The sequence below is a fragment of the Haloglomus halophilum genome (genome assembly GCF_024298885.1).
Taxonomy (GTDB): Archaea; Halobacteriota; Halobacteria; order Halobacteriales; family Haloarculaceae; genus Haloglomus; species Haloglomus halophilum.
In genome coordinates this window covers 464,687-478,672 of the sequence record NZ_CP101166.1, presented here as the reverse complement: position 1 = coordinate 478,672, position 13,986 = coordinate 464,687, and the positions used below count along the sequence as shown (strand labels likewise).

Sequence of the window (13,986 nt, the reverse complement as noted above, 5' to 3'; positions counted from 1 at the left end):
CGCTCGGCCACGCGCTCCCGGCCGGAGAATGATTGCCCGGCCAGCTGGTTCCGAGACCAGGAAGCGTGCGAGCGCCACCGGTCGGCGGCTCCCGAGCCAACGGCGAGGGGCCGCTACCTCACCGGCGCTCGCGCGGGGAGGTTTGGGGATACTAGCGCTCCGCTGGAACCACCACGCGCGAACACTCGATGCGACAGGCAACAGGGTGGGACTGAAAGGGGCCGCCTGTCTCGACCCTCCCCCGGCGATGTAAGGACCGCAGGCCGAACGTAGTGAGGCCGAGGACCGCAGCGAGCCGCGGGAGGTCGAGCGGGCGGGGCTTTCAACAGATTTCGTCCGACGCCAGGTCCATACTACCAGGCCATATTTACCACAAATTCCAAAATTATACAGATATGCCCAGGGTTAAGAAGATAAAAAGACGATAGAAATATTATTTTGCCTCCATGCTACAACGACACCGTTTAGCGCGGCCCCCTGCGACCTTCGAACAACGAATGCGGGTCCTCAACTACCTCGAACTGGAGGACCAGTTGGAGCGCAGCGGTATCGGCACCAGCACCACCCACCAGCGGGCGGCGCTGGCCGACACCGAGCACGTCGTCGAGACCTCGCCCTGGAACGGCGGCTCCCCGCTCTCGGCAGCGGGCCGTCGCCTGCTCGGCGACCGCTTCTTCCGCGAGTACGACCTCGCGCACTGCAACGTCATCGGGCCCGGGAGCGTCGCCGTCGCCCGCCACGCGAGGCGCAACTCGATTCCGCTCGTCCTCCACGCCCACGTCACCGCCGAGGACTTCGCGGAGTCGTTCCGCTTCTCCTCGCAGGTGACCGGCCCGCTCCGGCGGTACCTGCGGTGGTTCTACTCGCAGGCGGACCTCGTGCTCGTGCCCTCGGAGTACACCCGCTCGAACATCGAGTCCTACCCCGTCGACGCCCCCATCCGGCAGCTCACGAACGGGGTCGACGCCGAGCGTCTCGAGGGCCACGAGGACCTCCGCGCGGAGTACCGCGACCGCTACGATATCGACGGGATGAGCGTGTTCACCGTCGGCAGTGTCTTCGAGCGCAAGGGCCTGACGACGTTCTGTGAACTCGCACAGGCCACCGATTACGACTTCACCTGGTTCGGCCACGTCGACGAGGGGCCACACGCCTCACCCGTCGTGGAAGAGTGGACCCGTGACCCGCCGGAGAACGCCACGTTCACCGGCTGGGTCGAGGACATCCGCGGCGGCTACGGCGCCGGCGACGTGTTCCTCCTCCCGACGAAGGACGAGAACCAGGGCATCGTCGTCCTCGAAGCGATGAGCTGCGGGAAGGCGGTCGTCCTGAGCGACATCCCCGTCTTCCGTGAGTTCTACACCGACGGCGAGGACTGCCTGATGTGCTCGTCGTTCGAGGAGTACGTCGAGGCGCTTGACCGCCTGGCCGCGAACCCCGACCTCCGCGAGCGGCTCGGCGAGAACGCGAAGGAGACCGCCGCCGAGCACTCCATAGAGCGGGTGGCGCGGGAACTGGAGGACGCCTACCGGTCGGTGACGGCGGGCGCCGACGCCGGACCCGAGTAGGCCGCCGCGTCGACGAGCCGGCGGCTCGGGGCGTGAAAGCAGGAGAGATGGAGTGCTCCGGTTCAGGCAGCGCGGGACTCGACGACCTCGAGGACCTCCCCCTCGATGTCGGCGAGGCCACCCGTCGGCCGGACGAGGACGTGGCCACAGACGGCACACGCGACCTCGGTGGCGGCCTTCCCGAAGACGGTCTGTTCGTTCTCGCAGTCCGGACACCGGACGGAGACGAAATCCCCCGCCATTATTCGGTCAGCTCCAGCTTGCCTGCTCGCCATCCCTCGCGGAGGTGGGCCTTCCCACAGTCCGAGCAGCGGTAGCGCAGGTTCGTCTTCTTGGTGGGCTTGTCCCCACCGGGCACCTTCGAGAAGCGCCCGGCGTTCCCGATGACGCTCTTGCCCCGACGGGTGCGGCGCGCGTCCCACTTGGTGCCCGAGGAGCGGCCCGTCCGGACCTTCTCCACCTCGTGCTGGTGGTGGGCGTTGCAGTGTGGACAGTACGTGTTGAACCGGCGTGGCATCTCCATAGGTTGTCGGCGGTAGCGCGTCCCTCGGTAAAACGGGTTCGGTTCCGCGACAGGCCCGCGGGTGGCACGCTCTGGAGCCATCGACGCGAGGTATATCTACCGGTACGGCGTACCGGAACCATGCGGTCGCAGACGGGGGTGGACCGCGGAGGGGGAATGATCACCGACTCGACAGCGCCAGTCCGTGTCGTCCAGCTCGTCACGGAGGCCGAAGGATCGTCCAGAACTCGACACACAGAGGCCACCGACCGCTCGGGCCTCGGCGAGACCGCAGGGCTCGTGGTCGTCCGGACGACCGAGGACCCGGAGCGTGCTGCGACGGCAGTGACGGCCGGCGAGGCCGACTGCGTGGTCGCCCTGGGTGCCGACCCGGCGGCAGCGCTGGACGCCGTCCGCGCGGACACGGCCGACATCCCGTTCCTCGCTATCCTCCCGCGGGACGACCGGATCGGAGCGCAGGGGCTCCTCGCAGCGCCCGCCGCGGACGTGGTGTGGGCCGACGACGAATTGCTCCCGGAGCTCGTCGCGCGCCGGGCCGCGGCCCTCGTCGCCGCCGCGGACGTGGAGACGCTCCGCTGGAAGCGCGAGCAGGTCGACCATGCCCTGGACAGCCTTACCGACCTGTTCTACGTCATCGATGCCGACGGGCGGATGGTCCGGTGGAACCGACGGTTCAACGAGCGCTGGGGGCTCACGGACGCGGAGATCGCCGAGACGTGGCCCTGGGAGTTCCTCGTCGAGGACGACTGGGCCGCTGTGCAGGAAGCTATCGGACAGACTCTGAGCGAGGGTGAGGCGTCCGCCCGCGTCCGGGCGGCGCTTCCCGACGGCCGGACGCCCATGCTCGAACTGCAGGGCCGCCGGCTCACCGACGACCACGGGAACATCCTCGGGCTCTGCGGGACCGGGCGTGACATCTCCGAGCAGGCGGCCCGCGAGGACAGCCTGCGGACCCGAAACGAGCAACTGGACGAGTTCGCGGCGGTGCTGAGCCACGACCTCCGGAACCCGCTGTCGGTCGCCATCGGCTCACTGGACATCGCTCGGGCCGAGCGGGATACGTCGGACCTGGAACGAACGGCCGACGCGCTCGCCCGACTGAACGACCTCATCGACGACATCCTCACGGCCGCACGGCAGGACCGGACCGTCATCGACCCGGTCCCGGTCTCGCTCCGGGCCATCTCGCAGGCGGCCTGGAACAGCGTGTCGACCCACGGGGCGACCCTGGAGGTGACGACGGATATCGTCATCCGGGCCGACCCCACGCGGCTCCGCCGTGTCCTGGAGAACCTGTTCCGGAACAGCGTGGAACACGGTTCCACCGCGGGCCACGATGTCACCGTCACGGTGGCCACGCTCGCGGGCGAAGACGGGACGGCGGGGTTCGTCGTCGCCGACGATGGCCCGGGTGTCCCCGAGACGGACCGCGAGCGCGTCTTCGACCGGGGCCACTCCACGGGCGACGGGGTCGGGCTCGGGCTGGCCGTGGTGCGGAACCTCGCGGAGGCCCACGGCTGGCGCGTGACGCTCGGCGACGGCCAGGGCGCTCGCTTCGAGTTCCACGATGTCGACGTGGTCCCCCCCGGGAACTGAACGGGCATCGCTTCGACACGCTTAACCACCGATGCTCGCAACGTGGGCGCATGAAGCGGCTCATCATCCACGGGGACCCCGGCATCCGCAAGGACGCCGTCATCGAGGTCGACGGCGAGGAACTCGTCTGCTTCGCGATCGCCCGGCAGGGCGACTGGCACGGCCCCGACCGCGTCCAGCTCTGGTGCACCGTCGGGACCGAGGACGAGCGCGAGACGTTCGCGCGGCGGGATTTCATCCCGATGCATATGGAGGTCGATGACGTCGACGCCGAGGCCGTCACGGTACTCAGCGAGAAGAGCGATCTCGCGGTCTGAGCCGGGGCGACACGCCGGCAGCCGGGACCCTTTTCGCCGCCGACCCACTACGCACGGCCATGTCCACGCGCGGCGCGCCCGTCGAGGGAGTCAGCTTCCGCGACCGCGCGGTCTACCTCGAGCGCGCCGACGCGCTGGTTCTGGCCGATACCCACCTCGGCCGCGACGAGTCCTCGAACGTCCAGCTCCGGCTCGGCGAGGACCGCGATATCGTCGAGCGGGTCGGCGCGCTTCTCGAGCGGTTCGACCCCGCCGAGCTGGTCGTCGCGGGCGACCTCCTCCACTCGTTCAGCAGCGTCCCGCGTGGCGTCCGCGAGTCGCTGCGTGACCTCCGGGCCGCCGTGGACGAGGCCGACGCACACGTGGTCATCACGCCGGGCAACCACGACACGATGCTGGCCGAGCTGTGGGACGGCTCGACGACCGCCGGATATCCACTCGTCGACGGCGACCGTACGGTTGTGGTCTGTCACGGCCACGAGTCGCCGGCCGAGACGGATGTGGATGGGGACGCGGACCTGTACGTGGTCGGCCACGACCACCCGACCATCGAGATCGAGGGGAAACGCCGCCCCTGCTACCTTCACGGCCGGGGCTGCTACCGCGGCGCGGACCTGCTGATGCTGCCCTCGTTCACGCGACTCGCGGCGGGTGCCCCCGTCAACGGAATGGGCACGAACGATTTCATGTCGCCGCTCGTCACGGACGCGGACCTGCTCCGGCCGGTCGTTCAGGACGAGCGCGCCGACGAGACGCTGGCGTTCCCGCCGCTGGGGCGGTTCCGGGAGATGCTGTAGCTGCGCGGTCGCAGGTCGGCACCGGAGCTCTCAGATGCCCTGCTCGTCCAGTACCGTCTGCGTCGCTCGTCCGCCCGAGTCCAGCGCCGCGTGGATGGAGGACCAGGAGGTGTAGTCGCCGGCGAGGTACACCGGCCCCTCGGGTTCCGTGACCCCGGGCAGGTCGTCACGGAACCCCGGCGGCTGGGCGAACTGCGCGAACGCGACCCGGTCGGTATGCTCGTGTTCGAGGTCGTCGAAGCGGTGCTCGGGATACCACTCGACGAGGGCCTCCCGGACCTCCTCGGTCAGCGCGTCGTCGTCGGCATCGGGACTCCCGAGCCAGGTCGCGCTCAGGAGCTGCCGGTCGTCGGGGGCGTACTCGGGTGCCACCTCGGAGAGGGGGGCGACCTCGTTCGGCCGGTCGTCGGCCGCGTTCAGCAGGATGCGCCCGCCGGTCCGGAGGTCCTTGTGCGCCGGGAGCGAGTAGTAGCCGGTTGTACACGAGCGGGTCTCGTCGGGCGTCGCGATGCCGGTCAGGCCGCTCGCGGCCTTCGGGTTCGTCGCGACCACGCAGGCATCGAAGCGACGGGTCCCGGTCACGCCGTCCAGGGTGAGTGCTACGCCGTCCGTCCGGGGGTCCTCGCCGTCCGGCGCGACCGTCGTCACCGTCTCCCCGGCGTGGAGCGTGGCATCAGCCCGCTCGGCTCGCGTCGCGAGCTGTTCGGGGATGGCGCCCATCCCCGCCGCCGGCACGGCGATGGCACCCTCCGAGAGGCACTTGAAGGTGTACTGGAAGACGGCCGCCGAGGATTCGAGCGAGCGGTCGAGCGTGATACCCCCGTAGAACGGTTCCGCGAAGTTCTCGACGAGCGACTGCGAGAAGCCGTAGTCAGCGAGGAACGCACGGATGGACGTATCCTCCCCCGCGAAGATCTCGCGCTCGGACTTCCCCTTCAGCTCGCGCTGGAGCTGGAACAGCCGGAGCTTGTCCGCGGTGCGGATGTCCCGATTGAGGAGCGTCGGGACGAGCGCACTCAGGTCCCGTAGCGGGTCCGACAGCGTCGAGCGATGGCCGGGGCGGCAGATGACCGCGCCGGGGGGGAACTCGCGCAGATCCAGCCGGTCCAGGTCGAGTTCGCGCCGGGCGGCCGGATAGCCCGTGAACAGCACTTGGAAGCCGTGGTCGAAGGTGTAGCGCCCGTCGTGCGTGCTGCGGACACGGCCGCCGAACGCCTCGCGGCGCTCGAACAGTTCGACGCGTGCCCCGGCCTCCGCGAGTCGTCGGGCGGCCACCAGTCCCGCGAGCCCACCGCCGACGACGGCGACGTCTGTCATGGCCGGCGGTTCTCGCGGCGGGGACTAAACCACTGTCGTCGCGGATGTCACCGCGGAGATACAGCATCCGGCCCGTGCAGCCGCGAAAGACAGCCCTTTGCCGCGGACACCCCAACGCCCGACCATGGAGACGACGGACGCGTTCACCGGGCTGGAGTGTCTCGACTGCGGGGCGTCGTTCGACGCCGCCGACGAGCCGGGGCGATGTCCCGACTGCGGCGGCGTCCTCGACCCGACGTACGACTACGACGCGCTGGACCTGACGCGCAACTCCTTCGCCAGCGATGCCATCCGCGCCGGGCGGGCGGGGGTCTGGCGCTACGAGCCGCTGCTCCCGTTCCCGCGCGACGCGGCGGTGACGATGGACGAGGGTGGCACGCCGCTCGTGGAGTGTCCGAACCTGGCCGAGGAACTGGGCGTCGGGCGCGTCCTCATCAAGGACGAGGGACGCAACCCGACGGGGACGTTCACGGACCGCGGTGCGGCGGTCGCGGTGTCGGCGGCCGCCCAGCACGGCGCGACGGACGTGGCGCTCGCCTCGGCCGGCAACGCCGGGCAGGCCGCCTCGGCGTACGCCGCCCGCGCGGGCATGGCGTCGCACGTGTTCGTCCCCTCGCGCGCCTCGTTCGTCAACAAGGCGATGATCAACGCCCATGGCGGCGACATGTACGTCGTCGAGGGGCAGATCGACGACGCCGCCGAGGCCTACCGGGACGTGATGGACGAGCGCGACGACTACTACGCGCTCCAGACGTTCGTCACGCCGTACCGCCACGAGGGGAAGAAGACGATGTACTACGAGCTCATCGAGCAGCTCGGGTGGGAGACCCCCGACGCCATCGTCCACCCGACAGGTGGCGGCGTCGGCCTCGTCGGGATGCACAAGGCCGCCCGCGAGTTCCGCGAGCTGGGGCTCGTCGACGAGGTTCCGCCGCTGTACGCCGCCCAGTCGGAGGGCTGTGCCCCCATCGTCGAGGCGTTCGAGGCGGGCCGCGACGAGCACGAGCCCTGGGAGTACCCCGACACCATCTGTGGCGGCATCGAGATCCCCGACCCCGGCGAGAGCCGGCTCGTGCTTGAGGCGTTGCGGGAGTCGGATGGCGGCGCCGTGGCGACCGACGACCAGGACATCATGGACTCGGCGGCGACCGTGGCCCAGCACGAGGGCCTGGAGATGGGTGTGACCTGCGCGGCCGCCGCCTCCGGGGCGTGGGAGCTGGCACAGGAGGGGGCGTTCGGCGAGGACGACACCATCGTCCTGCTGAACACCGGCGCCGGGAACAAGGACGCCGATATGATCCGGAGCCGGTTGATGGCGAGAGGGATGTAGAAACGGCGCGGATCATCTATCGATATCGAATGCCCTATCACGGAGAAAGGTCGGGCATAGCCGTGGTTCCCCAGAGCTGGCGCTGGAACGGCGTCGTACGGACTGACCGGGATGACCGATGCCGATCCGCCGGCAACACGGTATGACCACCGGCGACGGATCCCGGATCGGGATCATCTGCCGGCCGGACCACCACGTGTTCGAGACGGTCGGGCGTCGCCTCCGCCGCCGAGGGCACGAAGTGACGTACTTCGAGCCGGAGCGGGAACTGCCCCGGTCAGCGATCGAGGAGCTGTCACTTCTGGTCTGCAAGAAGGTCCGCCCCGCATCGGTCCGGGCATTACGCCTGGCCGAACGTGCCGGAATCGCCACCTGGAACGGCCGGCTGTCGACCACGATCCTCGCCTCACGGCTGGTGATGCTGGAGGCGCTGTCGGCGGTCGGCTTCCGCGTTCCACCGGTGAGCTTCGAGCCACCCGAGGGGCAGTACGTCACCAAGCCACTGTTCAGCTGGGATGGGGATCCGGAGATCGGCGGAACCGGCGGCTTCTACCAGCCCCTGCTGGATACCGACGGGCGCGACCGGAAGTGCTACCTCGTCGACGATGGCCGGCAGCTACACGCCGAGACCGTCATCTGTTCGTCGAAGCTGTCCGGGGAGAAACGGGTACTTGGCCACGAGCCGACGCCCGAGCGGGACGTCGACCGGATGGAACGGCTGCTGTCGCTGGCGGACACACAGGCGGTGGGGGTCGACATCATCGAGGCGGATGGTATCCGATACGCCGTCGACTGTAACGCCGCACCGAGTTTCCGGGAGGCAGGACTGGAGTCGGCCCTGACCGATTCGATCCACCGGGCGGTCCCGAGTCCCGAGTGAGTTCGAGTCGTGGGCGCATGCTCCCACGCATCAGCCACTGGGCCGCCCGCGCCTCTCCCGGTCGCTCCGGAGGCGAACGTCGACGGTTCAGCCGTTGGATCTCAGCGACTCACCACGCGCACGGGCTCCTCGTCGGTCCGCTCGACGCCGTCGATCTCCAGCACCAGGTCCGGGCCGTAGACGCCGCCGGGGGTTCCGAAGCCGGCCTCCCACTCGCCGTCGAGCACCTTCCGGGCGACGATGAGCGCTGCATCCACCGTCAGCGTGTAGGTGTTCGGCGTGACGAGTCGGGAGACGACACGCTCCTCGTCGTTCGAGGCCTCACCCCAGACGTAGCAGTGCGTGTGCTCGCGGGTCTCCTCGTCCGGACCCTCCACGGTGGCGTGGACGAGGTCCTGCAGCGTGTCGGTCACGCCGGGCAGGTCGAACAGCGGCGCGAACAGGTCGGACGAGCGCATGAACAGCCGTGCGACGCCCGGAACGGCGGTGTAGACGGTGACGTTCTCGATGCCGGTCGTGTGGTACGCCGTCGCCACGTCCCCCCAGGGGATGGTGACGGCGCCGGTCTTCCCGCGGCCGAAGTCGATGCGGCGGGTCTCGTGGGCCGCCCCGACCGACTTGATGCGGCCGTCGCGCCGGACCGCGCCGCCCTCGCCCATGGAGTTGACGGCCGTCGCCGCGGTCCCGGGCGAGAGGCCCCCCTCGGCCTGGAAGCCCAGCCGGAGGTCCGTCGCGTCCGGCAGGCGTTCGGCGAGGTGGGCGGCGAGACAGTCCGTCGGGACCACGTCGAAGCCGACGCCGGGCATCAGCTGGACGCCCGCCTCCGTGGCGGCCTCGTCGTAGCTGGCGACGGACTCGAACACCTCGATCTCGCCGGTGATGTCGAGGTAGTGGGTGCCGGTGTCGATGCACGCCTCGACCATCGGCCGGTGGGTTTCGACGAACGGGCCGGCACAGTGGAGGACGGCATCCACGTCGGCGGCCGCGAGTTCGGCCGCCACGTCGTCCGCGTCGAGGTCGAAGACGCGGTGTGGCAGGTCGAGTTCCGTGGCCTGATGCTGTACCTTCGCTCGCGACCGCCCGGCGAGCGTCGGTTCCGCGCCGGCCTCGACCGCCTGCCGGGCGATGAGGTCGCCCGTGTAGCCGTAGGAGCCGTAGATGAGCAGGTCCATGGGCGAGCGTCCCGCGCGGGCGGCCTAAACCCACCGGAGGCAGCCACGACCGGTCGTCCGACCGTCCCATCTGCCCGACGGTCTTTTGCGCTATCCCCACTGAATCCGCCCGTGGCGCTTCGCGAGAGCCCGACGGTGGAGACGCTGACGGCGATGGCTTCGGTCTTCCTCGTCCAGAGTACGGTGGGGCTGGTCGGCATCCAGGGGCATCTCTTCGCGCTGGCGCCGCCGCTGCTCGCCCGTCCCTGGACGCTCGTCACGAACGTCTACGCGCACGCGAGCCTCCCGCACCTGCTGGGGAACGCGGTGGCGCTGGCAGCCATCGGGCTGGCCATCGAGCGGACGAGTACGCGCTTCCGGTTCCACGCCTTCTTCGTCCTGACGGGGATGCTCTCGGCCATCGTGCAGGTCCTGGTCGACGGGCTCGTGGGGCAGCCCACAGCGGTGCTGGGCGCGAGCGGCGCCGTCTTCGCGCTGGTCGGCTACGCCATCACGGGGAACGCCGTCGTCCACGCCGCGCTCCGTCGGTTCCGCCCGGACCGGACGCTCCTGCTCGTCGGCGGCGCCGCACTGGTGTCCGCAATCGTGCTGGTGACCGCGGCCCCGAACGTGGCGCTCGTCGCCCACGCCGTCGGCCTCGGCGCAGGGCTGGTCGCCGGCCGTCGCCGCGTCCTCCACGCGCGCGCCGGCCGGCGGCTGACGGACCACCCCTGAACGCCGGCTCTCGAGCCCGGCTCACGCCGGTGGTTGATACCCGAAGAACCCGGAGATGGGACACTTTTGAGTCGGTCTCCGGCGAAGCTTCATGTGGGCGGATACGTTACTCGTTACCATGCGATGGAACCCGCGACGCGTGCTCCGACAGGACGTCCCCGGACAGTCGAGGGACGTCCTCGCGGAGGCGCTCTCGGGCCTCGCGACGGCGGCCGGGGGACCAGCGGTCGCGGCGGTCGAGACGGTCGGTTTCTGGGCTGCCGTCCTCCTGCCGCTGACCTACGTCCCGCTCCTGCTTACTGGCCTCTCCAGCCAGCAGGACGCCATGCTCCTCGCTGCACTGGTCGTGCTCCACCTGCTCGCGTTGAGCGCCGGGCACACGCACAATCGGGACTGATGCCGGGACCGACGGTCGGACAGCGGGACCGACGGTCGGCGGGATGACGGTCAGCGGGCCGGCTGTGGCGGCCGGCAGGTTCCGTGTGCGCGGTGGCCGGGAGGGATTTATATTCCCCTCCGCACAGGTCGAGGCATGAACAGGCCGACGGTCGTCGTCGGCATCGGTGCGGGGGGCGCACGGATGCTGGCGGCAGTCGCTGACCGGGTCGGAGCCGTGGCCGACGGGAACGGGTCGGACTGGACCGGAGAGGCGGATATCGACCCCGACCGGTTCTCCTTCATCGCCGTCGACACCGACGAGGGCGACCTCGGGACGGAGGCTCCAGCGGTGGCCGAGACGGTTACGCTGGGGCCGCCGGACGCCAACGCGGAGCGGTCGTACCTGGCTGCACCCCCCTCGGCGACCGAACCCGGGTCGGGACTGCGCCGCCGCCGGGCGCTGGCACGGCTGGCGCTCGAATCCGGCGGCAACCTCGCAGCCGTCCGGTCGGCGCTCGACACCGCCATCGGCGAGGCCGCGGCGGTCGAGAACGCCGAGGACGGCATCGATGTCTGGTTGCTCGCGGGGCTCGGCGGTGGCATCGGCGGCGGAAGCCTCCCACTGCTGACCGCACTCGTCGCCGATATCGCCGACGAGTTGCGGCTCCCGGTCTCCACGTACGCGTTCGGGAGCCTCCCCAGCAGCACCGGTGACGCGACGAGTGCCATCCACGCGCGGAACGCCTACGTCACGGTTCGGGAGCTACAGGCGCTCCTGCCAGGGAGCGAGACGGCCTCCCCGATAGAGCTCGAGCTCCCGCTGGCCGAGGCCGTCCTCGGACGCCCGGCAATCACGCTCGACGAGCCGCCGCTCGCGGGCCTCTTCCTCGCCCCCGTCGACGACGAGGGGCGCGTGACGCCGGTCGAGCGCGCCGCCGCGACGACCGCCGTCGGCCACGCCCTGACGAACGGCCGGCCGGACCTCGCCTTCGACAACGCGACGTTCGGCCAGGAGCCCGGCCCGCCCATCTACGGGGTCACCGCCGGGCGTGTGACGCTCCCGGTCGACGACCTCGACCGGCTGTTCGATGTCCGCTCGGACCGGCTCGCGGTCACCGACCAGCTCGAGGACCTCGAGAACCGCATCGACGGGCTGGATGCGGATATCGACTGGCTCTCGACCATCCTCGACGCCGACCTCGACGGTGAGCGCGTCCCGGACGGCATCGAGGATGCGGTCTTCCACTACCCGGAGCGCCGCGTCGAGGACGCCGATGTCGACGCGCTCGCGCAGGGCCGGGTGGACCTGCAGGCCCACATCGACAGCGTGGTCAGCGAGGTCGGGCGGGCGGTTCCGAAGCGGGTTCCGACGCGGCCGGTGGTCGCGCTCATCCTCGGCCACGGCCTCGCCAAGCGGCTCGACGAGGCCGTCGACGGGCATCCGTTCCCGGCGACGCTGAACGAGACCACCAGCGAGTACGGCGACGCCGTCGACGCCGTGCTGGCGGAGCGTGGCGAGGACGGGCTCCCCTCGGAGCCGCTGGGAGCCTGGCGGCAGGTCGTCAAGCCGGCACTCTCGAACGAGGCCGAGTCGCTGTCCGCGGCAGCCGAGGACCGGCTCAACCCCATCGCGAGCCGCCGGCTCCGGAAGCAGGCCGAGGCCGTGAACGGGCGCGCCGCCGAACTCGACGACCTCGCGGACGCCTTCGCGACCCTCACGGCCGTCCGCGAGGCCGCGCGCGAGCGTGCCGGCGAGGCCCGCGAGCGACTCCGGGAGCGACGGGACGAACTGGAGCGCGAGCGCGATACGGTGCGGCGCAAGCACGACAGCATGAGCGAGTCCCGCCGGGAGATAACGCGCCGGCGCGACGACCTGCGCGAGCGGCTGTCCCACCCCCGGATCACGGAAGGGGGGCGCCACCGGCAGGTTCCGCTGACGAACGTCGCCGACCTCATCCCGGAGACGCTCTCGTTCGCGAACAGCCTCGCCGAGCTGGTCGCCGAGGGGTTCGTCGACGAGTCCGACATCGCGACCGAACTCACCACGCTGGTGGTGGCCCTCTCCGACCCGGTCCACGACCCGGACGGCGACGCGGCCCCGGAGAGTCGCCTCGTGATGGCGACCGCACGGGAGAACCGCTGGGGCCCGGCTGGGGACCTGCTGGCGCTGGCCCCCGAGGACGGCCCGGACGTGCAGGCGGCGCTGGCCGAGGCCTTCGACGACCGCATCGGCGTGGACGACGGCCGCGGGTTCGCCGTCGACCTCGCGGGGCTGTACGCACCCGTCTCGCTCCCGGAGATGCGTACGCTGGGGGCGCTTCACGAGGCGTTCGAGGACCCCGCCCGGAGCGTGAGCGAGGTGTTCGACGACCTCGACGACGCGGCCGTCCGCGACGCCATCGCCTACCCCGAACTCCTCCCCGAGGGTACGCAGGGCGCGAAGCAGCGCGAGGTGGCAGACGCCATCGCCGACATCGAGATGGATTCCGACAACAGCCGCCCGTTCGACCGGGACTGAACACGACCACGGGGGGCTGCCGCCCGACGGGCCTTTGACCCCTGGGGCCGACGCCCGGACCATGGCTATCCGCTCGTTCGAGGGTACGGAACCGACCATCCACGAGGACGCGTTCGTCCACCCTGCCGCCGAGGTCATCGGCGACGTGACGCTGGAGGCCGACGCCAGCGTCTGGCCCAACACCACGCTCCGGGGCGACCACGGCGCCATCGTCCTCCGCGAGGGCGCGAACGTGCAGGACAACGCCGTGCTCCACGAGGGCGCCGACATCGGCCCGTACGCGACCGTCGGCCACTCGGCCATCGTCCACGGGGCCGTCACGGAGGAGCGCTCGCTGGTCGGGATGAACGCGGTCGTCCTCGACGACTGCACCGTCGGCGAGGAGGCGATGGTCGGGGCCTGCGCGCTCGTGACGGAGGGCACCGAGATTCCGGCGAACACGCTCGCCGTCGGGCAGCCCGCGACGGTCAAGAAGGAGGTCGAGGAGTCCCCCTGGGCGTACGCCGGGCAGGCGTACACCCAGTACGCCGACGACCACCGCGAGGGCAGCGAGGTCGTCGCACGCGGCCATCCCCCGGTCGAGGACTGAGCCGCCCGCCGGCCCCGATGCGGCACGCGGTACCGTCCGGCGCCGGACACCCGACGAGAGCCTGTAATAAATCCCGGTACGTACCCGGCAGAACGGTTAGTTGTGGGTGTGCCTACCTCTCGCATGCGGTGGGTGGTTGCCACCACCACAAACATCACCACCACCACCACCCTGTCACCACCCACCGGCGCTGCCGTCACCACTCTGCCGCCTTCCTCTTTCGGCCCTCGATAAACAGCGGCTGGAGCAGTATCCATCCGGTAGTGGACTCTTTCGGTGTCTATCCT

The 13,986-nt window shown here is 70.5% G+C and carries 14 protein-coding genes; 10 read left to right on the top strand and 4 right to left on the bottom strand.

Annotation, left to right across the window (positions count from 1 at the left end; all coding sequences use genetic code 11):
- The first annotated feature begins 497 nt into the window (after nt 1–497).
- On the top strand, nt 498–1,568 hold the full coding sequence (locus tag NL114_RS02335; protein ID WP_254823198.1) for a glycosyltransferase family 4 protein: 1,071 nt from the start codon (nt 498–500) through the stop codon (nt 1,566–1,568).
- Nucleotides 1,569–1,630: 62 nt separating this feature from the next.
- On the opposite strand, the gene NL114_RS02330 is transcribed toward NL114_RS02335, so the two are convergent.
- Both NL114_RS02330 and NL114_RS02325 read right to left on the bottom strand, forming a co-directional pair.
- Nucleotides 1,631–1,810: a 30S ribosomal protein S27e gene (locus NL114_RS02330; protein WP_254823197.1), complete on the bottom strand. Its 180-nt coding sequence runs from the start codon at nt 1,808–1,810 to the stop codon at nt 1,631–1,633.
- Entirely contained in the window at nt 1,810–2,091 is a 282-nt protein-coding gene (locus tag NL114_RS02325) for a 50S ribosomal protein L44e (protein ID WP_254823196.1), read from the bottom strand. Before NL114_RS02325 ends, NL114_RS02330 begins: the two co-directional genes overlap by 1 nt.
- 156 nt (nt 2,092–2,247) lie before the next feature.
- Between NL114_RS02325 and NL114_RS02320 the strand changes: the two genes are divergently transcribed.
- Genes NL114_RS02320 through NL114_RS02310 form a run of 3 tightly spaced genes read left to right on the top strand, consistent with a single transcriptional unit; the run spans nt 2,248 to nt 4,801 of the window.
- Nucleotides 2,248–3,687 (top strand): sensor histidine kinase, encoded by a 1,440-nt coding sequence (locus NL114_RS02320; protein WP_254823195.1) that lies wholly within the window; start codon nt 2,248–2,250, stop codon nt 3,685–3,687.
- 50 nt (nt 3,688–3,737) lie between these two features.
- On the top strand, nt 3,738–4,004 hold the full coding sequence (locus NL114_RS02315) for an HAH_0734 family protein (protein ID WP_254823194.1): 267 nt from the start codon (nt 3,738–3,740) through the stop codon (nt 4,002–4,004).
- Between the two features lie 59 nt (nt 4,005–4,063).
- Entirely contained in the window at nt 4,064–4,801 is a 738-nt protein-coding gene (locus NL114_RS02310) for a metallophosphoesterase (RefSeq protein ID WP_254823193.1), read from the top strand.
- A 30-nt stretch (nt 4,802–4,831) separates the two neighbouring features.
- On the opposite strand, the gene NL114_RS02305 is transcribed toward NL114_RS02310, so the two are convergent.
- On the bottom strand, nt 4,832–6,118 hold the full coding sequence (locus tag NL114_RS02305) for an NAD(P)/FAD-dependent oxidoreductase (protein ID WP_254823192.1): 1,287 nt from the start codon (nt 6,116–6,118) through the stop codon (nt 4,832–4,834).
- Nucleotides 6,119–6,242: 124 nt separating this feature from the next.
- Here NL114_RS02305 and NL114_RS02300 point away from each other — a divergent pair, with 124 nt between their 5' ends.
- Complete coding sequence (locus NL114_RS02300; protein ID WP_254823191.1) at nt 6,243–7,448, top strand: threonine synthase; 1,206 nt, start codon at nt 6,243–6,245, stop codon at nt 7,446–7,448.
- 142 nt (nt 7,449–7,590) lie between these two features.
- Nucleotides 7,591–8,328, top strand: coding sequence for an ATP-grasp domain-containing protein (locus NL114_RS02295; protein WP_254823190.1), 738 nt, complete (start codon nt 7,591–7,593; stop codon nt 8,326–8,328).
- 101 nt (nt 8,329–8,429) lie between these two features.
- Here the strand turns inward: NL114_RS02295 and NL114_RS02290 are convergent, their stop codons facing one another.
- Complete coding sequence (locus NL114_RS02290) at nt 8,430–9,500, bottom strand: saccharopine dehydrogenase family protein (RefSeq protein ID WP_254823189.1); 1,071 nt, start codon at nt 9,498–9,500, stop codon at nt 8,430–8,432.
- 111 nt (nt 9,501–9,611) lie between these two features.
- On the opposite strand from NL114_RS02290, the gene NL114_RS02285 reads away from it, so the two are divergent.
- From NL114_RS02285 to NL114_RS02270, 4 genes are all read left to right on the top strand, one after another.
- Nucleotides 9,612–10,214, top strand: coding sequence for a rhomboid family intramembrane serine protease (locus tag NL114_RS02285; RefSeq protein WP_254823188.1), 603 nt, complete (start codon nt 9,612–9,614; stop codon nt 10,212–10,214).
- A 118-nt stretch (nt 10,215–10,332) separates the two neighbouring features.
- Nucleotides 10,333–10,611: a DUF8028 family protein gene (locus NL114_RS02280; protein ID WP_254823187.1), complete on the top strand. Its 279-nt coding sequence runs from the start codon at nt 10,333–10,335 to the stop codon at nt 10,609–10,611.
- A 135-nt stretch (nt 10,612–10,746) separates the two neighbouring features.
- Nucleotides 10,747–13,110: a tubulin-like doman-containing protein gene (locus NL114_RS02275; protein ID WP_254823186.1), complete on the top strand. Its 2,364-nt coding sequence runs from the start codon at nt 10,747–10,749 to the stop codon at nt 13,108–13,110.
- A 61-nt stretch (nt 13,111–13,171) separates the two neighbouring features.
- Nucleotides 13,172–13,699 carry a gamma carbonic anhydrase family protein gene (locus NL114_RS02270; RefSeq protein ID WP_254823185.1) on the top strand — a complete coding sequence of 176 codons (528 nt, stop codon included), beginning with the start codon at nt 13,172–13,174 and terminating at the stop codon, nt 13,697–13,699.
- The last annotated feature ends 287 nt before the right edge of the window (nt 13,700–13,986 follow it).